Origin of the sequence: Silicimonas lutimaris (genome assembly GCF_047314965.1) — a bacterium.
Lineage (GTDB): Bacteria > Pseudomonadota > Alphaproteobacteria > Rhodobacterales > Rhodobacteraceae > JAVJUV01.
Map to the genome: position 1 here is coordinate 94,478 of NZ_JBLBVK010000051.1, position 25,536 is coordinate 120,013.

At 63.6% G+C, this 25,536-nt stretch carries 25 protein-coding genes; 12 read left to right on the forward strand and 13 right to left on the reverse strand.

What is annotated here, in order from left to right; translation table 11 throughout:
• Positions 1–63: 63 nt before the first annotated feature.
• From ACKLNI_RS12740 to ACKLNI_RS12765, 6 genes are all read left to right on the forward strand, one after another.
• Positions 64–642, forward strand: a complete 579-nt coding sequence (locus tag ACKLNI_RS12740) for a nitroreductase family protein (RefSeq protein WP_413719455.1) — start codon at positions 64–66, stop codon at positions 640–642.
• Positions 639–1,325, forward strand: a complete 687-nt coding sequence (locus ACKLNI_RS12745; protein WP_413719456.1) for an EI24 domain-containing protein — start codon at positions 639–641, stop codon at positions 1,323–1,325. The genes ACKLNI_RS12740 and ACKLNI_RS12745 overlap by 4 nt, the downstream gene beginning before the upstream one ends.
• Before the next feature lie 74 nt (positions 1,326–1,399).
• Positions 1,400–1,873, forward strand: a complete 474-nt coding sequence (locus ACKLNI_RS12750; RefSeq protein ID WP_413719457.1) for an RNA pyrophosphohydrolase — start codon at positions 1,400–1,402, stop codon at positions 1,871–1,873.
• Positions 1,870–2,346: a hypothetical protein gene (locus ACKLNI_RS12755; RefSeq protein WP_413719458.1), complete on the forward strand. Its 477-nt coding sequence runs from the start codon at positions 1,870–1,872 to the stop codon at positions 2,344–2,346. The genes ACKLNI_RS12750 and ACKLNI_RS12755 overlap by 4 nt, the downstream gene beginning before the upstream one ends.
• 419 nt (positions 2,347–2,765) lie before the next feature.
• On the forward strand, positions 2,766–5,918 hold the full coding sequence (locus ACKLNI_RS12760) for an error-prone DNA polymerase (RefSeq protein WP_413719459.1): 3,153 nt from the start codon (positions 2,766–2,768) through the stop codon (positions 5,916–5,918).
• Between the two features lie 121 nt (positions 5,919–6,039).
• Positions 6,040–6,750 carry a DUF4386 domain-containing protein gene (locus ACKLNI_RS12765; RefSeq protein ID WP_413719460.1) on the forward strand — a complete coding sequence of 237 codons (711 nt, stop codon included), beginning with the start codon at positions 6,040–6,042 and terminating at the stop codon, positions 6,748–6,750.
• A gap of 10 nt (positions 6,751–6,760) precedes the next feature.
• Here ACKLNI_RS12765 and ACKLNI_RS12770 read toward each other — a convergent pair whose 3' ends face one another.
• Entirely contained in the window at positions 6,761–7,696 is a 936-nt protein-coding gene (locus tag ACKLNI_RS12770) for a transferrin-binding protein-like solute binding protein (RefSeq protein WP_413719461.1), read from the reverse strand.
• Between the two features lie 302 nt (positions 7,697–7,998).
• On the opposite strand from ACKLNI_RS12770, the gene ACKLNI_RS12775 reads away from it, so the two are divergent.
• The gene (locus tag ACKLNI_RS12775; protein WP_413719462.1) at positions 7,999–8,571 is read left to right on the forward strand and encodes a DNA-3-methyladenine glycosylase I; all 573 of its coding nucleotides are present in this window, start codon (positions 7,999–8,001) and stop codon (positions 8,569–8,571) included.
• Positions 8,572–8,590: 19 nt separating this feature from the next.
• Here the strand turns inward: ACKLNI_RS12775 and ACKLNI_RS12780 are convergent, their stop codons facing one another.
• From ACKLNI_RS12780 to ACKLNI_RS12820, 9 genes are all read right to left on the reverse strand, one after another.
• Entirely contained in the window at positions 8,591–9,850 is a 1,260-nt protein-coding gene (locus ACKLNI_RS12780; protein ID WP_413719463.1) for a lytic murein transglycosylase, read from the reverse strand.
• Between the two features lie 97 nt (positions 9,851–9,947).
• The gene (rnr, locus tag ACKLNI_RS12785) at positions 9,948–12,203 is read right to left on the reverse strand and encodes a ribonuclease R (RefSeq protein WP_413719464.1); all 2,256 of its coding nucleotides are present in this window, start codon (positions 12,201–12,203) and stop codon (positions 9,948–9,950) included.
• A 219-nt stretch (positions 12,204–12,422) separates the two neighbouring features.
• The gene (locus tag ACKLNI_RS12790; protein WP_413719548.1) at positions 12,423–12,977 is read right to left on the reverse strand and encodes a TIGR04282 family arsenosugar biosynthesis glycosyltransferase; all 555 of its coding nucleotides are present in this window, start codon (positions 12,975–12,977) and stop codon (positions 12,423–12,425) included.
• A 20-nt stretch (positions 12,978–12,997) separates the two neighbouring features.
• Positions 12,998–13,411, reverse strand: a complete 414-nt coding sequence (locus ACKLNI_RS12795) for a GNAT family N-acetyltransferase (RefSeq protein WP_413719465.1) — start codon at positions 13,409–13,411, stop codon at positions 12,998–13,000.
• Entirely contained in the window at positions 13,408–14,553 is a 1,146-nt protein-coding gene (gene dapE, locus ACKLNI_RS12800) for a succinyl-diaminopimelate desuccinylase (protein ID WP_413719466.1), read from the reverse strand. The genes ACKLNI_RS12795 and dapE overlap by 4 nt, the downstream gene beginning before the upstream one ends.
• 40 nt (positions 14,554–14,593) lie before the next feature.
• Positions 14,594–15,229: an HAD hydrolase-like protein gene (locus ACKLNI_RS12805; RefSeq protein ID WP_413719467.1), complete on the reverse strand. Its 636-nt coding sequence runs from the start codon at positions 15,227–15,229 to the stop codon at positions 14,594–14,596.
• The gene (locus ACKLNI_RS12810) at positions 15,226–15,573 is read right to left on the reverse strand and encodes a hypothetical protein (RefSeq protein WP_413719468.1); all 348 of its coding nucleotides are present in this window, start codon (positions 15,571–15,573) and stop codon (positions 15,226–15,228) included. Before ACKLNI_RS12810 ends, ACKLNI_RS12805 begins: the two co-directional genes overlap by 4 nt.
• An 81-nt stretch (positions 15,574–15,654) precedes the next feature.
• Entirely contained in the window at positions 15,655–16,482 is an 828-nt protein-coding gene (dapD, locus tag ACKLNI_RS12815) for a 2,3,4,5-tetrahydropyridine-2,6-dicarboxylate N-succinyltransferase (protein ID WP_413719469.1), read from the reverse strand.
• A 63-nt stretch (positions 16,483–16,545) separates the two neighbouring features.
• Positions 16,546–17,469, reverse strand: a complete 924-nt coding sequence (locus ACKLNI_RS12820) for a threonine/serine dehydratase (RefSeq protein ID WP_413719470.1) — start codon at positions 17,467–17,469, stop codon at positions 16,546–16,548.
• Between the two features lie 71 nt (positions 17,470–17,540).
• Between ACKLNI_RS12820 and ACKLNI_RS12825 the strand changes: the two genes are divergently transcribed.
• Together ACKLNI_RS12825 and ACKLNI_RS12830 are read left to right on the forward strand one after the other, a co-directional pair.
• Positions 17,541–18,386 (forward strand): LOG family protein, encoded by an 846-nt coding sequence (locus ACKLNI_RS12825; protein ID WP_413719471.1) that lies wholly within the window; start codon positions 17,541–17,543, stop codon positions 18,384–18,386.
• 45 nt (positions 18,387–18,431) lie between these two features.
• Positions 18,432–18,668, forward strand: coding sequence for a GlsB/YeaQ/YmgE family stress response membrane protein (locus ACKLNI_RS12830; protein ID WP_413719472.1), 237 nt, complete (start codon positions 18,432–18,434; stop codon positions 18,666–18,668).
• 16 nt (positions 18,669–18,684) lie between these two features.
• Here the strand turns inward: ACKLNI_RS12830 and rlmN are convergent, their stop codons facing one another.
• Together rlmN and ACKLNI_RS12840 are read right to left on the reverse strand one after the other, a co-directional pair.
• A complete protein-coding gene (rlmN, locus tag ACKLNI_RS12835; RefSeq protein ID WP_413719473.1) occupies positions 18,685–19,875 on the reverse strand; it encodes a dual-specificity RNA methyltransferase RlmN in 1,191 nt (396 codons plus the stop codon).
• Between the two features lie 123 nt (positions 19,876–19,998).
• Positions 19,999–20,484 (reverse strand): invasion associated locus B family protein, encoded by a 486-nt coding sequence (locus tag ACKLNI_RS12840; protein WP_413719549.1) that lies wholly within the window; start codon positions 20,482–20,484, stop codon positions 19,999–20,001.
• Positions 20,485–20,682: 198 nt separating this feature from the next.
• On the opposite strand from ACKLNI_RS12840, the gene ACKLNI_RS12845 reads away from it, so the two are divergent.
• Positions 20,683–21,675 carry an asparaginase gene (locus ACKLNI_RS12845; RefSeq protein WP_413719474.1) on the forward strand — a complete coding sequence of 331 codons (993 nt, stop codon included), beginning with the start codon at positions 20,683–20,685 and terminating at the stop codon, positions 21,673–21,675.
• Positions 21,676–21,678: 3 nt separating this feature from the next.
• Here ACKLNI_RS12845 and serB read toward each other — a convergent pair whose 3' ends face one another.
• Complete coding sequence (gene serB, locus ACKLNI_RS12850) at positions 21,679–22,542, reverse strand: phosphoserine phosphatase SerB (RefSeq protein WP_413719475.1); 864 nt, start codon at positions 22,540–22,542, stop codon at positions 21,679–21,681.
• A gap of 139 nt (positions 22,543–22,681) precedes the next feature.
• Between serB and ACKLNI_RS12855 the strand changes: the two genes are divergently transcribed.
• Together ACKLNI_RS12855 and serA are read left to right on the forward strand one after the other, a co-directional pair.
• On the forward strand, positions 22,682–23,836 hold the full coding sequence (locus ACKLNI_RS12855) for a phosphoserine transaminase (protein WP_413719476.1): 1,155 nt from the start codon (positions 22,682–22,684) through the stop codon (positions 23,834–23,836).
• Positions 23,837–23,908: 72 nt separating this feature from the next.
• On the forward strand, positions 23,909–25,504 hold the full coding sequence (gene serA / locus ACKLNI_RS12860; protein ID WP_413719477.1) for a phosphoglycerate dehydrogenase: 1,596 nt from the start codon (positions 23,909–23,911) through the stop codon (positions 25,502–25,504).
• The last annotated feature ends 32 nt before the right edge of the window (positions 25,505–25,536 follow it).

Genomic DNA, 25,536 nt, shown 5'->3' on the forward strand with positions numbered 1-25,536 from the left:
GATCTCTGGAAATGGGGTTGGCGATGCCTTAGCTAGCTGGCAGAGAATAGACGTGGAGGCAGCATGCCTGATCCCAATCCTTCGGCGCTGAGATTTCTTGAGCAACGGCGATCCCGACCTGCAAAGACGCTGACCGGTCCCGTGCCATCGCGTGACGAGGTGGAACGCCTGCTGACTGTCGCAGCACGCTGCCCGGATCATGGCAAGCTGGAGCCGTGGCGGTTCATCGTGCTTGGCAAGAGCGCAATGGGCCGCTTGGCGAAGTCGATACCGTCGACGGGCGCGCGGCTGGGCATTGAGCCGGAGAAGATCGACAAGGCAGTCTCCCAGTTCGCGGATGCCGAACTGGCCGTCGCGGTGATCGCCAGCCCTAAGCCGTCGCAAAAAATCCCGGAGATCGAACAGACTTTGTCTACGGGCGCAGTGTGCATGCAACTTTTGAACGCTGCGCTCGCTGCGGGATGGGGCGCCAACTGGCTTTCGGGGTGGGCCAGCCACGATGCGTCGTGGCGAGAACAGAACCTTGGCCTGATGCCACACGAATGGATCGCAGGCTTCATCCATATCGGCACCGAGACAAGCGCGCCTCCGGAGCGGCCTCGGCCCGATATGGACAGCATCACCGAATGGATCGAGGCATGATCCCTGCGTCGTTCCTCGCCGCCATCGGGCAGCTGGGCGATCCGCGGTTTCGCTGGGTGCTGATCCAGGGTGTGGGGCTGACGCTGGCTCTCTTGCTGGCGGCGTATTTCATCATATTCCAAGGCGTTCAGTGGCTGCTTCCCGATTGTTTCAGCCTGCCGTGGGTTGGGGAAATCTGTTTCGTCGAGGCCCTGCTTTCTTGGGGCTCGGTGCTCCTGATGCTGGTTCTCTCCGTGTTCCTGATGGTGCCGGTCGCGTCGGCGTTTACAGGTCTGTTTCTCGATGACGTGGCCGACGCCGTTGAAGAGAGGCATTATCCGTCGCTGCCCCCTGCGCCACGCATCCCGTTGGGAGAGAACATCCGGGAATCGATGGGCTTCCTGGGCGTCATCATCATTGCGAACATCGCCGCCCTGGTTCTTTATTTCACGCCTCTTGCTCCGTTTGTCTTCTACGGCCTGAACGGCTTTCTTCTGGGCCGGGAATACTACCGGATGATCGCGGTGCGTCGGCTGGGCCGCATGGGCGCAAAGACGGCCTACAAGCGGAACTTCACGACGATATGGGCCGCGGGAGCCTTGATGGCCGTGCCGTTGACCGTTCCAATTCTGAACCTTCTGGTACCGATCGTGGGCGTGGCGGCCTTCACGCATTTGTTCCATCGACTGGAAGCGCGGACCTAGCCTGAGTTCCGCCAGATAATGAAGGACCGCGGCACCTCTTAAACTTATTGCAGCGACGCTCTAGGATGCAGCCCATGAACACGGATCTTCCCTATCGCCCCTGTGTCGGCGTCGTGCTCGCCAACGCTGATGGCCTTGTTTTTACGGGTGAACGCGCCGACACGCCGGGCGCGTGGCAGATGCCGCAGGGCGGGATTGACGAGGGAGAGAGCCCTCGGATCGCCGCTTTGCGGGAGCTTGAGGAGGAAACAGGCGTGTCGGAGACGCTGGTTTCCGTCGAAGCGGAGACCGGCGACTGGATCAGGTACGACCTGCCGGAGCATCTGCTTGGGAAGGTCTGGAAAGGCCGGTATCGCGGGCAGGAGCAGAAGTGGTTTCTACTGCGCTTCCGTGGCGAAGATGCCGATATCGACATCGCGCGCCATCACAAGGAATTCACCCGCTGGCGCTGGTCAAACCCGGACGAGGTTCTGGAGCATATCGTGCCATTCAAGCGTCAGGTCTACCAACGGGTCATTGACGCGTTCCGGGACCGTCTTGCCCCATGATCCGCCGGATCGCGCTGCTTTCATTTCTGGCGTCACCGGCGAACGCCTTGTCCTGCCTTCCTCCTGATGCGGTTCGGCTCTACTCGCAGGCGACCGAGAGCGATGAGCGATTCGTCATCGTGAAGGGGCGACTCGACCCGGCGAAGCCGATTACCATCCCTGAGATTCCGAAAAATGGCACGCTTTCAGAGAGCGAGACCGCCATTACGCGCGTTCGCATTACAGGCCATCTTCTGGGCGAAGAGGATTTCAGCCAGGCCTTCGACGGTGACGTGGATGTCAGCGTAACTTGCCTGTCGGTCTGGTGCGGCGACCCGGTCACCGACCGCGACATCCTCGGCGCGTTGCGACTCACCGACGATGTTCCGGTTCTGGAGATCGGACCCTGCGGCGGGAATTCGATACCCTTGAAGCAGGCGGACCTGAAGGCGCTTCTGGCTTGTCATCGCTCCGGCAAGTGCCAACGCGACTAGTATGGTCCGGAATGGAGGAAAGTGAATGGGGACATTGGCTCCCATTCCGGACCTTGTTGAGGCGTGATCGCACCCAACCACTCGTTCGTCTTGCGCCCCTGACTTGAACTGTGTCACTCGTCATTTTTCGCTGATGCCGACCAGTGGGTGCCATTAGGCGAAGAATGATCCACCACCAGTTAGCGAGCTCAAAAGGTCTTTCCGACATCGGCGAACCAGCGCCGCTGGAATGAAACTGGCCTACTGGGTGACACAGCGCAATCACCTGGGGAAAGTCTGCGTGAGCGCATCGTGAATCCCGGGCGCCTTGCGTGAAGAACCAATCGCAGCTTCTGCTGGAAAATAGAACAAAACGTGAATATTCTGTCACCTCATCGAGTCGTGGACGATGTACCTGCACACCGAGGGAACCCATCTACTTGGCTTTCGCCGAACTGGATATCACGTCGAATTTCACGTTCCTGACCGGAGCGTCCCATCCCGAGGAATACGTGGATCGGGCCGCGCTTCTGGGGCTGGATGCGCTTGCGATCGCCGACGAGAACTCGGTTGCAGGCATCGTGCGGGCGTATGCGCGGAGGAAGGAGATCGCCCGGCAGGTCAGGGAATTGCAGGAAACCGAAAAAATCGGACCGCCTGCGCCCCTGGCTGGCTGGGCACCGCTTCCTCCGGTGCACGAGAGCTATCCCGGCGGGACGGCACGGCGGAAGAACAGCACACTGTCGCCGGAGGAAACTGACGACTTCATGGACGGGCCGAAGGCCGCGTTCGAGACCCGGGTAACACCGCCCCCGATGGATGCAAGCGCGGCCATACTGAACGTGCCCCGGCTGCTGCCAGCGGCCCGGATCGTACTGGACACGGGGTTTACCGCGACCGCCCTGCCCCGCGACCGCGCCGGATGGGGACGGCTCTGCCGCCTGATCTCGCGCGGGCGGCTGCGGGCGGAAAAGGGATCCTGCCTGTTACGGCTGGAGGACCTGATCGAGTTCGGCGAGGGGCTGGCGCTTGTACTGCACCCGCCACAGGGCGGCACGGCAGAGGGCGGTGCAGATCAATGGCTGAAACAGGCGGACCGGCTGACGCGCCGCTTTGGATCGGATTGCCACCTGCTGATGGCGCCTGTCTATGACGGGCGGGATGCCGAGCGGTTCGACGCCCTGGCCCGGCTGGCGGAGCGGCTGAAGGTTCCCACCGTCGCCTCGGCCTCGCCCCGCATGCATCACGGATCGCGCCGCAAGCTGGGCGATGTTTTGACCGCGATCCGTACCGGCGTGAAGGTCGATGATCTGGGCCGCGCCGCATTGGCGAACGCCGAACAGCGGCTTCGGTCGGAAGACGAGATGCGGCGCCTTCTGGGTTCTCATGCAGATGCGGTAGACCGCGCGGCGGCGCTGGCCCAGAGCCTGCGTTTCTCGCTGGAAGAACTGCGCTATGAATATCCGTCCGAAATCGCCAAGGGCGAAACGGCGGAAGAGCGATTGCGGCGGCTGGCATATGAAGGGCTTAAATGGCGTTATCCATCGGGTTCGCCGGATCATGTGAAAAAGCTTCTGGAGCACGAGCTGCGGCTCATTGCCAAGCTGAACTACGAGCCCTATTTCCTGACCGTCCGCGACGTGGTGGCCTTTGCCCGAGCGCGCAACATCCTCTGCCAGGGGCGCGGTAGCGCGGCGAACTCGGTGGTCTGCTATTGCCTGGGCGTCACCAGCGTTTCGCCCGAGATCGGCACCATGGTCTTCGAGCGGTTCGTCTCCGAGGCGCGCGACGAGCCGCCCGATATAGACGTCGATTTCGAGCATGAGCGACGCGAGGAGGTAATCCAGCACATCTACGAGCGTTATGGCCGTCACCGGGCGGGTCTTTGCGCCACGGTGATCCATTATCGCGGCAAGCGGGCGATCCGCGAGGTGGGTAAGGTGATGGGCCTTTCCGAGGACACAATCGGCGCGATCTCGTCCCAGCTTTGGGGGTTCTTCGACACCTCCGGCATGGCCGAACAGCAGCTTCGCGAGATCGGGCTGGACCCGACCGACCGGCGATTGCGCCAGACGCTGGACTTGATCTTCGAGATCCAGGGCTTTCCCCGGCATCTGAGCCAGCACGTCGGCGGCTTCGTGATCACCGAGGGGCGGCTGGACGAGCTGGTACCGATCGAGAACGCAACGATGGAGGACCGCACGGTCATCTGCTGGGACAAGGACGACATCGACACGCTGGGCATCCTTAAGGTCGATGTTCTGGCGCTGGGGATGCTCAGTTGCATCCGCAAGGCCTTTGACCTGATCCGACGGCATCACCAGACGGAGTATACGCTGGCAACGCTGCCGCCCGAGGATCCGCGCGTCTATGACATGCTATGCAAGGCCGACTCTCTGGGCGTGTTCCAGGTGGAAAGTCGGGCGCAGATGAACTTTCTGCCCCGGATGAAGCCGCGCTGTTTCTATGACCTGGTGATCGAGACGGCGATCATCCGGCCTGGTCCCATCCAGGGCGACATGGTGCATCCCTACCTGCGCCGCCGGAATGGCGAGGAGGAGGTGTCGTTCCCCTCGGACGAGTTGGGCCGGGTGCTGGGCAAGACACTGGGGGTGCCATTGTTCCAGGAGCAGGCGATGCAGATCGCCATCGTTGGGGCGGGCTTCACCCCCGAAGAGGCCGACCGCCTGCGCCGGTCGCTCGCGACCTTCAAGAAGCACGGCAACGTCAGCGAGTTCCGGACCCGTTTCCTGAAGGGCATGCATGACAACGGCTATGAGCGCGACTTCGCCGAGCGGTGTTTCAGCCAGATCGAAGGCTTCGGCTCCTACGGGTTTCCCGAGAGCCATGCCGCCAGTTTCGCGCTGCTGGTCTATGCATCGTCCTGGCTGAAATGCCATCATCCCGGCATCTTCGCCTGCGCGCTTCTGAACTCGCAGCCCATGGGGTTCTATGCGCCGGCCCAGATCGTGCGCGACGCGCGCGAGCACGGGGTCGAGGTGCGCCCGCCCGACATCAACGCCTCGACCTGGGACTGCACGATGGAGCCCGACGGCAAGGGCGGGCTGGCCCTGAGGCTTGGGTTCCGGCAGATCAAGTCGATGCGCGAGGAAGAGGCGACATGGATCGCCGCCGCACGCGGCAACGGCTATCTGAGCGTCGAGGACGTCTGGCGCCGCGCGGGGGTGGAGCCGCGGCTGCTCCGGATGCTGGCCGAGGCGGATGTGTTTGCCTCGCTGGGGCTGAGCCGCCGCGATGCCCTTTGGGCCGCCGCCGCGATCGGGGCCGCCAGGCCACTGCCGCTTTTCGCCGGCGACATGGATGGCGAAGGCATCGTCGAACCTGCGGCCCTTCTGCCCGAGATGACGGAGGGCGAGCATGTGGTCGAGGATTTCGTCGCCATGCGCCTGACGCTCCGTGCGCATCCGATGGCCTTTCTGCGTCACAGGCTGACACCGGGGATGGCGCCCATCGTTCAGGTCGAGGGCGCGCCCACGGGCAAGGGGCTGGAGCGCGCACGCGGCCTGATCCGCACCGACGTCTGGGGACCGGAGTCCCACGGAGCCATGCGGCGCGATCATTCGCGCACCTGACGCAGCCTTTCCGATCCATGCGTTTCTGCATGGATCGAGTACGGATTCAGACAATTCTTTCGATATCCGAAACCGCGTATCGAACGGCCAAGCCAAATGACGCGCCAGAAAGGAGCATCCCATGCACTTCCCGAACGATCCCCAATCGCGCGCTTTCGCCGCCTGGGCGGGCGCCTTTTACCTGACCATCGCCGTCTCGGGCGGTTTCGCGATCGCCTACGTGCCCAGCGTGCTGCATGTGCCAGGCGATCCTGCCGCGACACTTGAGATGATCGCGACGCATCGAGGGCTATTCCTGGCCGGTATCGGAGGTGACATCGTGATGATGGCCGCCGAGGTGATGGTCACGGCGATGCTGTTTCTCATGTTCCGCCACGTTCACGCGGCGTTGTCGCTCTCGGCCGCGCTGGCCCGGTTTGCCATGGTCGCGGTTATGGCCGCGATGTTGTTCTTCCATGCTGGGCTTGTGGCATTGGCCGAGCCATCGTCGCCCTTCTCGGCATTCGAAGAAGAACAGCGTTACGCACTCGCCTACCTCATGCTGACGATCCACGACGCTGGCGTCTGGATTTGGCAGATCTTCTTCACCATCCATCTCTTGATCCTTGGTCGGCTGATCGTGGCCTCGGGACAGTATCCAAAGCTGCTTGGTTATGGCCTGATGTTGGGCGGCATGGGATATCTTCTGGATAGCGCCCATGCCTTCGCTTTCCCTGAAGCGGCCGCCCTTGGCCAGGTGCGTGTCGCCCTTCTTGTCATCGTGACGATATCGGAAGTGGGCTTTGCCTTTTGGCTGCTGCTGCGGGGGCCGGCGCGGCCCGCCGCTGCCTGATAAGGCGGACCTAAGGCTGCGAGGGCCGGGTTGCGGTGAACCCACCGCCAGAAATGAATTGGTATTCGTCATCCGCGTCAGGAATGACTCTAACATTCATGCCGAGAAGGCCGCTGCTTTCGAGGGCGTCGGTGCCGTAGAACGCGCCCGCCAATTCGGAATCGGACAGGCAAACCGCATCGGCGCAGGTCATGTTATCAAGAGAGCCTGCGAACCCATTACCTTCGATCGGCGCGGAGAACGAGGCCGTGAAGTCGGTGAAGGAGCCATCGGCATAGTTGATGTTTCCATCGAGATCGCCGCTGACATCAGGGGTGGTCGCGCCGAATTCAGCCGTCAGAGTTATCGTTCCTGAAAATTCTCGTTCGCTCAGGATCACATCACCTGTCGAAGGATCGATGACCTGACCATAGCCCGCAAAATCACCTGAATAGATTGCCGTCCCCACAAGTACGGCGATCTCGTCCGGGTCGGTCTCGAACCCGAAGGCGAAGAATGCCTCGGTGTCGAATTCGCCGGTCAGGGCCGGGTTCTCTGCGTCTTCATAGGCGTAGACCGCTCCCGTTGCCGACACCTCACTAGTGATATAGACAGTATTTATGGGGCCGCCCGTGTTCAGATAGGAAAACCAACTGTTGGACGGGTTCGTGGAAACGGGCGTGGAACCTTCGTCGAATATCAGAGTTTTCCCACCTAGGGTAAGCGTGATACTGCTGAGATTATCGGAGAAATCCCCGGAGGCCAGAGTTAAGGTCTCGCTAGAGATCTGCAGCCTCGTCGCCCCTGAATCCCAATCAGTCAATGCCCGCACGACCTTGACCTTGATCGTCCCCGCTTCCTCGAGATCTTCAAGAACCGAATCCGAAACCGCGAATGGCTGCCCGTTCGCGGAATTGCTCGCGTCACGGGTACCGATGAACAGCGGCTCCGGCGCTCCCAATAACACAGAGTTTGCGGAGCACGCGCCAAGCGCCGTAGCTGACAGGAATGCGATTATGCCAGATAGTTTCATCGGTCTGCTTCGCTTCTTTTTTGGTCCCGGATGACTTGCGCGTGACTAAATCACGAAATCCCCGGCCTTCGCAAAAGGGCGTTTCACGAGTCGGCGAATTGTAGACAAAACCGCAACACAGCATTCTCATTTCGGCCCCCCCTTCGACGACATCCAGACCCTGATTTCAAAGCTGCTGCCACAAGATGTCAGTAGTGTGTATCGACCCTGAAGATGCCTCGGGCTAGATTGGTGAAATGACTCATCCGGTCGACGACAAGATACGCTGTTTCGGTTCGCATTCAGAGCGTTATGCCGTCTATCACGATACGGAGTGGGGCGTGCCGGTGAACGACGACAGGACGTTATTCGAGATGCTGATCCTCGAAGGCGCGCATGCCGGTCTCTCCTGGGAAACCATCCTGAACAAGCGCGAGGGATACCGGGAAGTCTACCACGGCTTCGACATCGGGCGCGTCGCGGAGATGAGCGATGCCGAGCTGCAAGCCGCGTTGCAGAACCCAGGGATCGTGCGGCACCGGCAGAAGGTTCCAGCGGCACGCAGCAACGCGCGGGTGTATCTGGCGATGCAAGAGGAGTTCGGCAGTTTCTCGAACTGGTTATGGGCGCATGTGAATGGTCGGCCGATCGTCGGGCATTGGGATAGTCCTGAGGACATCCCCGCGTCGACAGCACTGTCGGATGCCATTTCGAAGGACCTGAAGAAACGCGGCATGAGTTTCGTGGGCACGACGATCATCTACGCCTATCTGCAGGCCGTGGGCATTGTGAACGACCACTGGAAGGGCTGCTGGCGCCACGGTGCCTAGCAGGCGATTGTCCCAGTGTTCACCGCAGGCGTCGCAGGATCTCGTAACTGGCGTAACCATCCGGGGTCATCCCGACCGAGGCCTGGAACCGCCGGATCGCCTGAATCGTGTTCGGTCCGATTATGCCGTCCACGCCCTCGGTGTTGAAACCACGCGCTGTCAGGAGGCGCTGCATCTCCTGTTTTTCCACGAACCTGAGGTTGCGGTCGTCGCGTGGCCAGCCTGATTTCAAAGGCCCGGCGCCGCTGATCCGATCCGACAGGTGACCTACGCCGATCACATAGGCATCCGCCGTGTTGTACCGCTCGATCACATGGAAATTGTTGAAAATCATGAATGCCGCGCCCTGAGCGCCGGCGGGCAAAAGGATCGACGCCGGACCGTGGTTCGGCACTTGCCGACCGTTTACGTCCCGAACGCCCATCGCCGCCCATTCGGACGGGCTTTTCTTGATGCGCTCACCGGTCTGGCGAAAGTCGAAGCCGCGCGGTAGCGCCACTTCGACGCCCCATGGCTGACCCTTGCGCCAGCCGAACCGGTTCAGATAGGCGGCTGTCGAGGCCAGCGCGTCGGTCGGATCGTCCGACCAGATGTCGCGCTTGCCGTCGCCTCGGAAATCGACCGCATAGGACAGGTACGAGGTCGGGATGAACTGGGTATGGCCCATCGCGCCGGCCCAACTGCCCGTCATCCGCGACGGCGCGACATCGCCAGACTGTATGATCTTGAGAGCCGCGATCAACTGCTGCTCAAAAAAGCGCCCGCGCCGGCCATCGAAGGCCAGCGTCGCGAGCGACTCGATCAGCGGCCGGTCGCCACGATACGTGCCGTAGGCACTTTCAAGCCCCCAGATCGCGGTCACGACTTCGGCTTCGACGCCATAGCGCGACTCGATCTCAGCCAGCACGCGCTTGTTCTTCCGCAGCGCCTCGCGGCCGTTCTTGACCCGCGTTTCCGAGGCGGCGCTGTCGAGGTACTCCCAGATCTGCTTGGTGAACTCGGATTGATTCCGGTCCTTCTGGATCACGTCGGTATTGTAGCGAACCCCCTGAAAGGCGGCGTTGAACACGCTGTCGCGGATACCGGCGGCGCGGGCGCGCGACCGGAAGCCGTCGATCCACCGCGCGAAGGCAAGGTTGGAAGTCGAAGACTGGGCCAGCATGATGGAACCCTCCTCCGATGGCCTGGGTTTCGGGGGATTCGACACTTCGGGCGCTGAACTGGCAGGGCCTGCCATTACCAGTAAGAGCCCCAGAAGCGCGACCTTGACTGATCGCATGGGACACCTGTTTTTTTAGTCTGCTCAAATACAGGCTAACCGGATTCGCAACGCTCAGGAAGTCACTTCAGAGTTGTGCGCGACGCCTTGCCGGTTACTAGCGCCGGTTACGCGTCACCTTGCGTTTGACCTTCTGGACCTTCTTCTTCGACTTAGCGATCTTTCGCCGGACAGGCCGGCCGCGCGCACCCTTTCGGCCCTGAGGAATCGTACCGCCGCCGACCTCCAGAAGTTCCAGCATCAAGCCGCCCGTCACGGGTACCGCCTCGGTCAGGCGAACGGTAACCTTCTGGCCCAGTCCAAGCGTCAGACCGGTATCGGCCCCCATCAGGGTCTGGCTGTCCGCATCGAAATGGAAGTACTCGCTGCCGATCGTACGGACGGGAATGAGACCGTCGGCCCCGGTTTCGTCCAGTCTCACGAAGGCGCCGAAGCGTTGGATGCCAGAGATACGGCCCGTCAGCTCGGTGCCTACCCGCTCGGAGAGATAGGCCGCAAGATAACGGTCGGTGGTGTCCCGTTCAGCCGCCATCGACCGGCGCTCGGTCTCGGAGATGTGTTCGCCGGTGGCGTCCAGACGCTCGATCTCTTCCAGGGAAAGGCCGTCATCGCCCCAGCCATGCCCCCTGATCAGCGCGCGGTGTACGACAAGGTCGGAATATCGGCGGATTGGGGAGGTGAAGTGTGCATAGGCCTTCAAAGCAAGTCCGAAATGACCGAAATTCTCCGGTGCGTAATAGGCTTGCGTCATGGCGCGCAGCGTCGCCATGTTGATCAGTTCGTCATAGTCGGTGCCTTCGGACTGGGCAAGCAGGCGGTTCAGATGGCCGGTCTTGAGGACCTGGCCCTTGGCAAGGACCAGCCCGGCCGATTGCGCGGTTTCCCGCAGTGCATCGAGCTTCTCGGGCGCGGGTTCCTCGTGGACCCTGTAAAGGAGCGGCTGGCGCTTGGCCCCCAAGGTTTCGGCGGCGGCGACGTTGGCGAGGATCATGAACTCTTCGATCAGACGGTGGGCGTCGAGCCTGTCCTTGAACGCGACGGAGCGGACCTTGCCTTCGTCATCGAGGACGATACGGCGTTCGGGCAGATCAAGATCGAGAGGTTGGCGGGCGTTGCGGGCCTGTTTCAGCGCCTCGTAGGCGTCGAAGAGCGGCTTCAGCACATCGTCCAGCAGCGGGGCGGTCCGGTCGTTGGGCGCGCCATCGACGGCGGCCTGGACTTCCTCGTAGTCGAGCGAGGCGACCGAGCGCATGAGACCGCGCACGAAGCGGTGAGAGACCTTGTTTCCATGGGCATCGATCTGCATCCGGACGGCGACGCAGGCCCTTGGCACGCCTTCGTGGAGGGAGCAGAGATCGCCCGACAGACGGTCGGGCAGCATGGGCACGACGCGGTCGGGAAAATAGGTGGAGTTGCCGCGATTCCACGCCTCGCGATCCAGCGCGCTTCCCGGCGTGACATAATGAGCGACATCGGCGATGGCGACCCAGATGACATGGCCACCCTTGTTCTTCGGATCGTCGTCGGCGTGGGCAAAACATGCGTCGTCATGGTCCCGCGCATCCGAGGGGTCGATCGTCAGCAGCGGCATGTCGCGCAGGTCTTCGCGGCCCGAAAGGCCCGCTGGCGTCATGGCGTCGGCTTCGGCGATGGCGGCGTCCGGGAAGTCGTCGGGAATGCCGTGCTGGTGGATCGCGATCAGGCTGACGGCCTTTGGCTGGGAGGGATCGCCAAGGCGCGTGACGATCCGCGCGCGCGGCAGGCCCATGCGGTCCTTGGGGCCGGATTGCTCGGCCTCGACCAGTTCGCCATCCTTCGCGCCATGAGTCGCGTCCGGGGCCACGCGCCATTCGCGATCGACGCCCTTGTCGATGGGCAGGATGCGGCCGCCCTCAGCGGACTTTCGAAAAACACCCAGTATTTTCCGTGGGTTGGTTCCGATGCGGCGGATCAGGCGTGCCTCGTAGGCGTGGTCCTCGGCCTTGACCAGCGTCACGCGAGCGAGGATGCGGTCGCCTTCGCCCAGCGCCGGATCGGACTCGCGCGGGATGACAAGGACCACCGGCTCGGGGCTTTCGCCCTGCCACTCCAGCGGGCGCGCGAAGAGGTCTCCGTCGCGGTTGGGACCGGTCACCAGCAGAACCGAGACGGGTGGGAGGCGGTCGGGATCGCGGTAGGTCTTCCGGCGCTTCTCGAGATGGCCATCGGCTTCGAGGTCGCGCAGGATGCGTTTCAACTCGATCCTGTCGGATCCCTTGATGCCGAACGCCTTCGCGATGTCGCGCTTCGACGTCTGGGAGGGATTCTCGGAGATCCATTCGAGGATCTCGTCTCTGGAAGGGATACGAGCCATATCTCCGCGCTATCACGCGCCGCCGGAGCTTTGAAGATGCAACGTTCGGTGGGGCGCGAACGCTGAAACTCCGCGACTCGGGCTGTTTCGTTCATTTCCTCAGATTTTGGACACAAGGCGCTGTCGGCGTTCCGTATGCGTTGTGTATGCGTTCCGTATGGCAAAGCGTCAGCGGATTCGCGGGTGAACTCGGCGAACGCCCGTTTTGTGACCAGAGCGTTAACGTCCCTTGGCGAGGTCGCGCGCCGTGTCCACATCGCTGAGTTCGTCGATCAGCGCCACCGGCTGCGGCAGGGTGGGCAGCGCATCGGCCAGCGTGTCAGGGTGTGACCAGCGCACAGGCGCGAAGATTCCGGCTGGCTGCTGGCCGGGATGGCGCAGACCGACCAGCCAGAAGCCGCCGTCGGCGGCGGGTCCGATGACGGATGGCGCGTGGCCCAGCGCCCGGAATGCGCGCACGATATGAACCTTTTCGATACCGGGAATATCGGCACCGACCAGAAGAGCCGGACCGGGCAAGGCACCCAACGCGCGTGCCATGCGCTGGCCCAGATCGCCCCGCCCCTGCGCAAGGCGCGGCAGGTCGGAGGGCCAGACACGGCTGGCCAGTCCTTCGCGGTCCGGGGAAACGGAAAGAACGATGTCCCAGCGCGGATCGCGCAGGCGGCGCAGAAGCGACAGCGCGTGCCGGCGAAACCAGCAGGCGGCCTCGGTCATTCCGATTTCGGCTCCGAGACGCGTTTTCACCCGGCCTGGGCGCGGCTCCTTGACCATGACGATCAGGGTCGGGCGTCTCACAATTCGCGCACCATCTCCCGATGCGGGATGCCCGCGTCGAGAAACTCGGGGCCGTAGACGGAAAAGCCCAGCGCCTCGCAGAACCCGATGGCGTGAGTCTGGGCGCCAAGCATCGCACGGGCGGCGCAGCGACGGGAAAGTTCCTCGACCGCGAAGAGCACCAGCGCCTTGCCAAGCCCAGTGCCGCGCGCCTCTTTAAGGACCGCGACGCGGCCGATCTTGCCGACCTTGCCCGACATCAGAAGGCGGGCTGTGCCGACCGCGTTGCCATTCGACGTGGCAATAAGGTGGATCGCATGAGGGTCCTTCCCGTCGACCTCGTCCTCGACGGTGACGCCCTGCTCCTCGATGAAAACGGTGCGGCGGATCGCGAGAACCGTCTCAAGATCGTCGGTCACCGAGATGGTCATCCCTCGAACCAGTCGTCGAGGATACGCCGATAGATTTTCTTGAGCGCGTGCACCTGCGCGACTTCGACGCGTTCGTCGACCTGGTGCATGGTCTGGCCGACAAGGCCGAATTCCACCACCGGGCAATGGGACCGGATGAAGCGCGCGTCGGAAGTGCCGCCCGACGTCGAAAGCTCGGGCGTGACGCCTGTCTCCGCCCGGACAGCCGCCGCGACCAAGTCGGAGAGCGGACCGGGAGGCGTGAGGAAGCTTTCGCCCGATACCTTGGTGGTCATGTCGATGGTAACGCCGGTTTCTTCGGCCAGACGCGCGGCCTCGCCCGCCATCCACTCGGTCAGAAGCGCCGAGGTATGGGTATCGTTGAAGCGGATATTCACGGTGGCGCGGCAGCTCGCGGGAATCACGTTGGTCGCGGGGTTCCCGGTGTCGAAGGTGGTGACGGCCAGCGTCGAGGGGTCGAAATGCGCGGTGCCTTCGTCCAGCGTCGCCGAGGCCAGGCGATCGATCAGGCGGGCCAGTACGGGCACCGGGTTCTTTGCCCTGTGCGGATAGGCGGCGTGGCCCTGGATGCCGGTCGCGGTGAAGAATGCCGTCATCGAGCCGCGGCGGCCTATCTTGATCATGTCGCCGAGGGTGTCGGGGCATGTGGGCTCGCCGACGAGGCAGGCGGTCATCGCCTCTCCGTGCGCCGCCATCCAGTCGAGGATCGCGGTCGTGCCGTCGGTGGCGTCTCCCTCTTCGTCGCCGGTGACGGTGATCAGGATCGCTCCGTCGGGCGGCGCTTGCCGGACCTTTTCGATGGCGGCGGCCACAAAGGCGGCGACGCCGGATTTCATGTCGGTCGTGCCGCGCCCGTACATCCAGCCGTCGCGGATCTCGGCGCCGAATGGGTCGGCGCTCCAGTCCGCCGGGTTACCCACGGGTACGACATCGGTATGGCCGTTGAAACCGAAGGTCCGGGGATGGCCTTTTTCGCCCCACCGCGCGATGAGGTTCGCCACCCCGCCCCGGTCTGCGCGGTGGGTTTCGAACCCGGCCTCGGAGAGCATCCGTTCGAGCAGCCGGATCGCGCCGCCTTCCTCGGGAGTGACGGAGGCGCATTGCACGAGGCGGGCGGTGAGTTCTGCGGCGTCGATTGTCATGCCCCCGTGCTAGCGTGCCGCGAGGGCCTCTGCAACGGGGCTAGAAGCCCAGTGCCGCGATGGCCTCGGGCAGGGACCGCGGGTGATCGATGATGCTGTGAGCCGTCTCCCATTCGTCGGGCTGGCCATAGCCCCAGCGCACCGCGATAGAGGCCATGCCCACCTCGGCCGCCGCCGCGTGGTCATGGTGGCGGTCTCCAACCATGACGGCGCGGGCCGGGTCTTCGCCGGTGGTAGCCAGAGCATGGCGGAGAAGATCGCCCTTCCAGTTGTTGGTGCCATCGAGCTCGGGGCCGAATTCGGCGACCATCTTGGGAGCAAGGCCGAAATGGGCGGTGATCAGCCGGGCGTAGTCATGCGGCTTGGCGGTGGCGAGGTAGAGCCGGAACCCGGCCGCGATCAGAGCGTCAAGCGCATCGTGAACGCCCTCGTAGACCTGAGCGTCGTACATGCCGGTGGCCTTGTAATGGCTGCGGTAGGCGGCGAGCACCGGGTCGGGATCTGTGATGCCGATCTTCGCGAAGGAGTCGACGAACGGCGGGCCGATCATCCATGTGAGATCGGATCGGGCCAAGTCATCGCGGCCATTGCTGGAAAACGCGTGGCCCAGCGAAGCCAGGATGCCGGGACGCGAATCCATGAGCGTGCCGTCGAGATCAAGAAAGACCGCTGTCATGCCTCGTCGTCCTCTTCGCCATAGAAAGGGGTCATCTCGGCGACAATGACGGCGTTGTCGGCCAGCGCGCGGTCCATAAGTTCGCGCTCCTCCTCGCCGATCTCGTGCCCGAGCTTCTCACGGTCCTCGAGCGTGCCGTAGCCTGAGACATCGAGCGGCGCGAGACCGGCCTCTTTCAGGATCTTGACGGTTTCGCGCACAGCTTCGGCCTCGTCCACGCCGCTGGAGTAGCAGAGCAATCCGGCCCCGGTCGCGCCGTCGGGCAATCCGTCATCCGGTTTGCGACCGACCTGCACGAGCAGGGTAAAGACCCGTTGCGGGCGTTTTGTCTTTTCGTTCGTCATGGCCAAGGCCATATGCCCCGGCGCGGACGAAGTCTATATCGACCCGCGGTCGAGTGGCGGAAAGCCCGGAACGCCGGCCGCCTAGTCGCGGAGAAGCTCGTTGATCCCGGTCTTGGAGCGGGTTTTCTCGTCGACGCGCTTCACGATCACGGCGCAGTAGAGGTTGATTCCGTTCTTGGAAGGCATCGAGCCCGCGACCACCACCGAATAGGGCGGCACCTCGCCGTACATGACCTCGCCGGTTTCGCGGTCGACGATCTTGGTGGACTTGCCGATGAAGACGCCCATGCCGAGAACCGAGCCTTCGCGGACGATGCAGCCTTCGACCACTTCGGAGCGGGCGCCGATGAAACAATTGTCCTCGATGATCGTCGGACCCGCCTGCATCGGCTCCAGCACGCCGCCGATGCCGACGCCGCCGGAGAGGTGGACGTTCTTTCCGATCTGCGCGCAGGACCCGACGGTAGCCCAGGTGTCCACCATGGTGCCGCTGTCGACATAAGCGCCGAGGTTGACGAAGGAGGGCATCAGCACCACGCCCGGCGCGATATAGGCCGAGCGGCGCACGATACAGTTGGGAACGGCGCGGAAGCCGGCCTTTTTCCAATCCTTCTTCTTCCAGCCCTCGAACTTGGAGTCCACCTTGTCCCACCAGTCGCTGCCCTGAGGTCCACCGGACTGCTTTTCCATGTCCTTGAGCCGGAAGCCGAGCAGAACCGCCTTCTTGGCCCACTGGTTGACATGCCAGGCGCCGTCGTCCTGCCGAACGGCCACGCGGAGCGAGCCGGAATCGAGCGCTTTCAGCGTGTCCTCGATCGCCTCGCGGGCCTCGCCCTTGGTGGCGGGCGTGATCTGATCGCGGGTTTCCCACGCGGCTTCGATGGCTGCTTCAAGCTGGGCGTTCGACATGGCTGGTATCCTTCCCTCGGGGTCGTTCCCCGCGCACATAGCGCCCTTGGTGCGTCAGGGCAATCAGTCGAACGGTCCGGGCGCCGGATTTGCCCCGCAGACCAGGACCGCGACACGTTCGCCGGGTTCGGGGGTGTAGGCCCCGCTTGCGAGCGCAGCGAGAGCCGTCGCGCCGGCCGGCTCGACCCATTGCCGGAGACCCTGCCAAAGCCGGTGTTGCGCGGCCTCGATCGCGTCATCGGTGACGGTAACGACCGGCGTATCGAAACGCTGTGCGAGGTCGAAGCAGATCGACCCGATGCGTTTCGCGCCAAGGGCATTCGCCGCAATGCCGCCGACCTCGATATCGACGGGCTGGCCCGCCTTTCGCGCGGCGCCGAGCGTCGCGCAGGATTCAGGCTCGACGGCAACGACCTTGCGCCGCCCTTGCAGCCACAGGAGCGCGCCGCCGATCAGCCCGCCCCCGCCGACGGCGATCAGCACGGTATCGACGCCGTCGAGCCCCTGTTCTTCCCATTCGCGCATGAGCGTACCCTGCCCCGTGACCGTCGCAGGATCGTCGTAGGCGTGAACCTGGATGGCCCCGGTCCGGGCCTCGTGTTCGCGCGCGGCTGCCAGGGCCTCGGCATAGGTGCCGGACACCACGACGAGATCGGCGCCGGTGCTGCGGATCAGGGCGATCTTCGACGGACCGGCGAGTTCTGGCACGAAGATCCGGGCCGGATGACCCAGCGCGCGCGCCGCATATGCCACGGCCGCGCCGTGGTTGCCGCCGGATGCGGCGACGATGCCCGCTTGGGGAACGGCGCGTGAGAGAAGCGAGTTGAACGCGCCACGGACCTTGAAGCTGCCAGTCAGTTGCGTGTTTTCGAGTTTGACCTCGAGCGGCGCATCGAGACCGAGATCACGCGCGATCAAGACAGGCGTGCGGTGAATGCGGTCTCGGACGCGCTCATGGGCCACAGCTATCTCTGCTGGATCGATCATCACGCCTCCGGGATTGGACAAATCGTGGCCTTCCTGCCATGCAAATACCTGCGACGACAAGGAGCATGCGTATGAAGGACGATCGCCACCGGATTTTCCCGGACGCCCACGAGGACATCGAGAAGACGCGGGAACTTCCCGACACGCCGCAGACGCGGTCACCTGCCTATCGCCTTGCCTTTGCCGACCCGGACTTCCTGTGCCGGGACGAGTTGCGGCCCGTCCGGCTTCAGCTTGAGTTGCTGAAACCCGAGATGCTGATGACCGAGTACGGCGTCGAGTCGACGGTGGTTCTGTTCGGAGGCGCGCGCATTCCAGCGCCCGACAAAAAGGCCTCCGCCCGGACCAAGACGCTGGCAGATCTGAGCCAGTTCTACGATGAAGCACGGACCTTCGCGCGGATCGTCACCGAGCGGTCACTGAAGGAAGGCAAGGGCGAGAACATCATCGTGACCGGAGGCGGTCCCGGGGTGATGGAGGCGGGCAACCGTGGAGCAGCCGATGCGGGCGGCGTGTCGATCGGCCTGAACATCGTCCTGCCGCATGAGCAGGCGCCGAACGGCTATGTCACGCCGGACCTGTCGTTCAACTTCCACTATTTCGGCATCCGCAAGATGCATTTCCTGATGCGCGCCTCGGCCATCGTCGTCTTCCCTGGCGGGTTCGGAACGCTGGACGAACTGTTCGAGAGCCTGACGCTGATCCAGACCGGACGGATGCACAGGGTGCCATTCCTGCTGTTCGGGCGCGCGTTCTGGGAGAAGATCATCGACTGGGACGCGCTTGCCGACGCGGGCACGATTTCCGAGGACGATCTGGACCTGTTCCGCTTCGTCGAGACGGCCGAGGAGGCGCTGGCGGCCATGGATGACTGGCATCACCCGAGGACCAAGCGCGGGGGCATCCCGGGACGCTGACCCGGAAGACCGAAACAAACCAGAACTGCAAAGGGAATTTGAAAGATGGGACTGATCGCATTTCTGATCGTCGGCGGCATCGCGGGATGGCTGGCGTCGATCTTCATGAACAAGAGTCAGGGCATCCTGATGAACATCGTGGTCGGGATCGTCGGTGCCTATATCGGCGGATTTCTTGGTGGCGCGATCGGGCTGACGGCAACTGGCTTTGTCGGCAGCATTGTCATGGCGACGATCGGCGCAGTGATACTGTTGTGGGTTCTGGGCAAGGTCAGAACCTAGGGACCCTGCCGCCCGGTCAGCCGAGCCCGGCCTCGGCGGCGATTTCGGCGCGGCTCTTGCGAGCGCGCTCGGTGGCGGACTTGAGCTGGCCACAGGCGGCCATGATGTCCTCGCCACGGGGCGTGCGAATGGGCGAGGCATAGCCGGCCTTGTAGACGATGTCGGCGAAGGCTTCGATCCGCGACCAGTCAGAGCGCTCATAGGGGGCGCCGGGCCATTCGTTGAACGGGATCAGGTTGATCTTTGCAGGGATGCCCTGGATCAGCTTGACCAGTCGTCTCGCATCGTCGTCGCTGTCGTTGACGCCCTTGAGCATCACGTATTCGAAGGTGATCCGCTCGGAGTTCGACGCCTTGGGATAGGCGCGCAACGCATCAAGCAGTTCGGCGATCGGCCAGCGCTTGTTGATCGGCACGAGCTTGTCGCGCACCTCGTCCGTGGTGGCGTGGAAGCTGACCGCCAGCATGCAGCCGATTTCCTCGGCGGTGCGGGCGATCTCGGGGACGACGCCGGAAGTCGACAGCGTGATGCGGCGGCGGGAGAGCGCGATGCCCTCGCCGTCCATCGCGATCTTCATCGCGTCGCGCACCGCTTCGAAGTTGTAGAGCGGCTCGCCCATCCCCATCAGCACGATGTTCGACAGAAGGCGCGGACCCGTCTCGCCCGTACCCTTGCCGGGTTCGGGCCATTCGCCCAGATCGTCGCGGGCCAGCATGACCTGTCCGATGATCTCGGCCGCGGTCAGGTTGCGCACCAGCTTCTGCGTTCCGGTATGGCAGAACGAGCAGGTCAGCGTGCATCCGACCTGGCTGGAGATGCAGAGCGTGCCACGATCCTCTTCAGGGATGTAGACGGTTTCGACCTCGTGCCCGCCGGCGATCCGGACGAGATATTTGCGCGTGCCGTCGGCGCTGACGTGCCGTGAAACGACTTCGGGCAGCGAGATCGAAAATTTCTCGGCCAGCATCGCGCGATAGTCTTTCGACAGGTTGGTCATCTGGGCGAAGTCGCGGACACCCCAGAAATAGACCCACTGCCAGACCTGGTTGACGCGCATCTTGACCTGCTTCTCGGGCGTACCCGCCGCGATCAGGGCGTCGCGCAGACCTTCGCGCGTCAGGCCGACAAGGTTGACCCGGCCATCGCCCGGCGCGTCCTTGCGCGGGATGGTCACTACGTCCTGTGTGATCGGTGCGGATGCGGTCATCGGCCTGGCTTTCATGGATCAGACGCGGGATATAGGCGATCACGCAGGAATTGCCAAAGAAAAACGGCAGAAAGTTCTGCCGTTCCCATGGTTCCAGAAAGGTTCTCCGCCTCGAGGCGCGCGTTACTGTGCGCAGCGCGCTTCGGCGTCTTCGATCATCGCGGTCGCGCCGAGAAGCGAGAACGTGTCCTTGGTCTGGGTGCCGCGCGAAGAGCGCGCCGTGACCACTGCGTCCGAGCCACGCTTGAGCGCAGTCACGATCTTGGCGTCGTCGGCGGGCGTCGCCGGCCAGGCGTACTCGCCCTCGGTGAACAGTTCGAACGTCGTACCACCCACTTCCATCGTCGCCGTAGACCCGTCGGCGAACGGATAGCCCCCGGTGAAGCTGACCTCACCGGCAATGTTCTGCTGGGGTCGATAGGTCACGAAAAGAAGAACATCGCCTCGACGGACCGACACTTCACGCCCGTCGCGCGTGTTGACCGTGCTTTTCGGCGCCGTGACGGCCCAGCATTCCTTGGGATCATTTCCCTCGAACACGGCCCAATCGGTATCCGCCGCAACGCGGTTGGTTTCTTCCTGGGCCAAAACCGGGCCGGTGCCCAGCATCAAGGCTGCCAGTGCTGTGTAAACCCCTGCTACTTTCGTCATCTTCCTGCCTTTTACCTCTGACCCGGCGCCCTGTCTTCGCACGCTGCCGGGGCGGATGATGCCCCTGTCCCTCCGCAGATGAATAACGTATCTGAGCGGATGGATGAAACCCCCCTCTGGCGGAAAATCGCCGTGAACGCAAAAGAGGTCGAACCCATGACACGTCCCGTCCCCATGGCTGAAGTCCATAGAGGCGATTTTCTGGAGTCCGTACACCTTGGCCATGCCGTTGTCGCACGCGCTGACGGAAGCCTCGAACGGGTCTGGGGAGACCCGGATCTGGTGGTTCTGCCAAGGTCTTCGATCAAGATGATCCAGGCACTACCGCTGATGGAGAGCGGCGCCGGGGCGAACTTGCGGGGCGAGCAACTGGCGCTGGCCTGTGCCTCGCATGCCGGCGAAAAACGCCATGTGGAGACCGTTGCCGCGTGGCTGGAGGCATTGGGGCTGGACGAACATGCGCTGTGCTGCGGACCTCAGCCGTCGCGTGACCCGGCCTTGTTCGAAGAAATGATTCGCCGGGGAGAAGCGCCGACACGGATGCACAACAACTGCTCGGGCAAACACACGGGCTTCCTGACCCTGGCGCGGCACCTGGGCGCGGGGCTCGACTATGTCGATCCGGAGCACCCGGTGCAGAAAGCCGTAAAGGAGGCCTTCGAGGACGTGACCGGGCAGCCAAGTCCAGGTTTCGCCATCGACGGCTGTTCGGCCCCGAACTATGCGACCACGCTGGCCGGGCTCGCGCGCGCCATGGCGCGGTTCGCCGATTCGGGCAAGGGCAGTGGCGCGCGGGACAGGGCGGCGGCGACTCTGCGCGACGCGATGATGAAACACCCGGAATGGATGTCCGGCAAGGGCAAGGCCTGCGCCGAGATCATCACCGCCGCCGACGGGCGCGCGGTGGTCAAGACCGGTGCGGAGGGCGTCTATATCGCCATCCTGCCAGAGCTTGGGCTCGGGATCGCGCTGAAGATCGCCGACGGCGCGGGACGCGCCTCGGAGCTGGCCATCGTCGGACTCCTCGTGCGCCTCGGGGTTCTGGACGCGGACCATCCCGTCGTCTCTCGCTACATGCAGCGCCCCGTGCTCAACTGGGCCGGGCTGACCACCGGGTTCGAACGAGCGGCTCCCGGCATGCTGAGCTGACGGTCAGCCGGCGACGAACTCGTCGCGGCTGTAACCCTGCAGGAACAGGAGCGCCGTCAGATCGGCATGGTCGATGCGCACAGGCGCGGCGGCCGCGACAACAGGCTTTGCGTGCAGAGCGACGCCGATACCTGCCAGTTCGATCATGCCGAGGTCGTTGGCGCCGTCACCGACCGCGATCGCGTCGGCCGGGTCTGGCGAAAGCTCCTGCAACGCCTGCACTTTCGCTTCCCGTCCGAGAATCGGCCGCGCGACCTCGCCGGTCAGGACGCCGTTTTCTTCGATGAGCGTGTTCGCGCGGGTCTCATGGAAGCCAAGCCGCTGGGCGATCCTGCCGGTGAACTGAACGAAACCGCCCGAGACGAGCGCCGTCCGTGCGCCGTTGGCATTCATGGTGCGCACCAGAGCTTCTCCGCCCGGTGCGAGGGTGATCCGGCTTTCGATCACCTTGTCGATGATTGACGACGAGAGACCCCGGAGAAGCCCGACCCGTTCGGTCAGCGCCGCCTCGAAATCCAGCTCGCCGTTCATCGCGCGGGCCGTGATGTCGGCGACTCGGGCGCCCACTCCAGCCTCGTCGGCCAGTTCGTCAATGCATTCCTGTTCTATCATCGTGGAATCCATGTCGGCGATCAGAAGCGACTTGCGGCGGTTATCGGCCGCAAGGCAGTTCACATCGACACGCATGCCGGCGAGATCGGCCTGAACCTGCGTCAGATTTCCGGGCCGGGCGGCAACCGGAAATTCGGCCGCCTCGTCGGGAGACAACCAGACTGCATCGCCAACGGCGCCCCAGGCGCCCTGAAGGCTGGCGACAAGCGCGGGATCGAGTGCCGAGGGCGGCGCGATGAGTGAAATGACGTACATGGGACCCGAAAGTTCGAAAGCGACGGTTTCAAGCGCCTTACCGTCATTTCTGCACTTGCGAAAGCCCTTCGCCGAGAGTATTGGCGGCGGTGGGACACCCCTCCCCAACGAGGGGCGCTTATCTGGAAGGATAGCATCGATGGTTACGAACACCCCGGCATCGCGGCCGGTCAATCCCCGGTTCTCTTCTGGCCCCTGTGCCAAACCCCCCGTTTTCACGCTTGAGTCTCTTTCCGACGCGCCTTTGGGCCGGTCGCATCGCGCCGCTGTCGGCAAGGCCAAGCTGAGCGCCGCGATCGAGCGGACGCGGGATATCCTCGGCATTCCCGCCGATTACCTGATCGGCATCGTGCCGGCGTCGGACACCGGCGCGGTCGAGATGGCGATGTGGAATCTTCTGGGCGCGCGGCCCGTCGAGATGCTGGCTTGGGAAAGCTTCGGCGCGGGCTGGGTGACGGATGTCGTCAAGCAGCTGAAGCTGGATGCCAAGGTCACCACCGCCGAGTACGGCGAGATCGTCGATCTTGCCGCAGTGGACTGGGACCGCGACGTGGTTTTCACCTGGAACGGCACGACCTCTGGCGTGCGCGTACCTGACACGTTCGAGATCCCCGCTGACCGCGAGGGCCTCACGATCTGCGACGCGACCAGCGCCGCCTTCGCGCAGCGCCTGCCATGGGACCGTCTGGATGCCGTCACCTACTCCTGGCAGAAGGTGCTGGGCGGCGAGGCGGCGCATGGGATGCTGATCCTCAGCCCCCGTGCCGTGGAACGCCTTGAAAGCTATACCCCTGCCTGGCCACTTCCGAAGATCTTCCGCATGACGAAGGGCGGCAAGATCATCGAGGGCATTTTCAAGGGCGAGACGATCAACACGCCGTCGATGCTGTGTGTCGAGGATTACCTCGTTGCACTGGACTGGGCGGAAAGCGTGGGCGGGCTCGACGGGCTGATCGCCCGGGCGGATGCCAATGCGAAGGTGCTTTGGGATTTCTGCGCCGCGCGCGACTGGATCGCGAACCTGGCGACGGAGGATGCAATCCGGTCGAACACGAGCGTCTGCCTCAAGTTCACCGATCCCCGGATCGTGGACGGCGCGGCCTTTGCCAAGGCTGTCGCCAAGCGGCTGGAGGCCGAAGGCGTGGCGCTGGACATCGGCGCGTATCGCGATGCCCCCGCCGGCCTGCGCATCTGGTGTGGCGCCACGGTCGAGACCTCGGACCTGGAGGCGCTTTGCCCCTGGATCGACTGGGCTTTCGAAGCCGAGATCGCCGCGCAGTCGCAAGCCGCCTGACACCGATCCTGCAAGACATTCCGGGGCCGCGCTTGGCCCCGCCTTTCCCCCATTTGAGAAGGATTGCCTGAGATGGCTCCCAAGGTACTTGTATCCGACAAACTCTCCGAAACCGCCGTTCAGATCTTCCGCGATCGCGGCATCGACGTGACGTTCGACCCCTCCATCGGCAAAGACAAGGACAAGCTGCTGGAAGTGATCGGCGAGTACGACGGCCTTGCCATTCGCTCGGCCACCAAGGTCAGCGACAAGGTGCTGGCCGCCGCGACGAACCTGAAGGTGATCGGCCGGGCCGGGATCGGAGTCGACAACGTCGATATCCCCGCTGCCTCGAAGAAGGGCGTGATCGTTATGAACACGCCGTTCGGCAACTCGATCACCACCGCCGAGCACGCCATTGCCATGATGTTCGCCGTGGCCCGGCAAATCCCCGAGGCCAGCACCTCCACTCACGCCGGCAAGTGGGAAAAGTCGCGTTTCATGGGCGTGGAATTGACCAGCAAGACACTGGGCGTGGTCGGAGCGGGCAACATCGGCTCGATCGTCATCGACCGGGCGCACGGCCTGCATATGAAGGTGATCGCCTATGATCCGTTCCTGTCCGAAGAGCGCGCCGACAAGCTGGGCGTAGAGAAGGTAGAACTGGACGAGCTTTTCGGCCGTTCCGATTTCATCACATTCCATGTGCCGCTGACCGACAAGACGCGGAACATCCTCTCGGCCGAGGCCATCGCCAAGCTGAAGCCGGGCGTCCGGATCATCAACTGCGCGCGCGGCGGCCTCGTGGACGAGGAGGCCCTTGCCCATGCACTGAAGGAAGGCAAGGTCGCCGGAGCCGCGTTTGACGTGTTTGCCGTGGAGCCCGCAACGGACAGCCCGCTGTTCAACCTGCCGAACGTCGTGGTCACGCCGCACCTTGGCGCATCCACGACCGAAGCCCAGGAAAACGTGGCGCTGCAGGTGGCCGAGCAGATGGCGGACTACCTGCTGACGGGGGCCGTGCAAAACGCGCTGAACATGCCGTCGGTCACCGCCGAAGAAGCCAAGGTCATGGGACCGTGGGTGAAGCTGGCGGGGCATCTGGGGTCGTTCGTCGGGCAGCTCACCGACGAGCCGATCCGGGCGATCAACATCCTCTACAACGGCGAAGTATCCAAGATGAATACCGCCGCCCTGAATGCCGCTGCGGTCGCGGGGATCATGAAGGCGACGAACCCGGACGTGAACATGGTCTCGGCCCCGGTCATCGCGAAAGACCGTGGAGTGAAGATCTCGACCACGACGCAGGAAAAGAGCGGCGTGTTCGACGCCTACATCAAGCTGACCGTCGTGACGGACCAGCGCGAGCGCTCCATCGCCGGGACGGTCTTCAGCGACGGCAAGCCGCGGTTCATCCAGATCAAGGGCATCACGATCGATGCCGAAATCGGCGAGCACATGCTTTACACCACGAACGAGGACGTGCCCGGCATTATCGGCGCGCTTGGTCAGACGATGGGGTCGAACGGTGTGAACATCGCGAACTTCACGCTGGGGCGCAGCGCCAAGAACGGTGATGCCATCGCGCTCCTGTATGTCGACGAACCGGTGCCGGCCGTTGCGATCGAAGCGTTGAAGGCGACGGGCCTGTTCCAGCAGGTGCGCCCGCTGAGTTTCGACATGGCCTGATCATCCCCGGGAGACGATTTCCCGACTGCGCG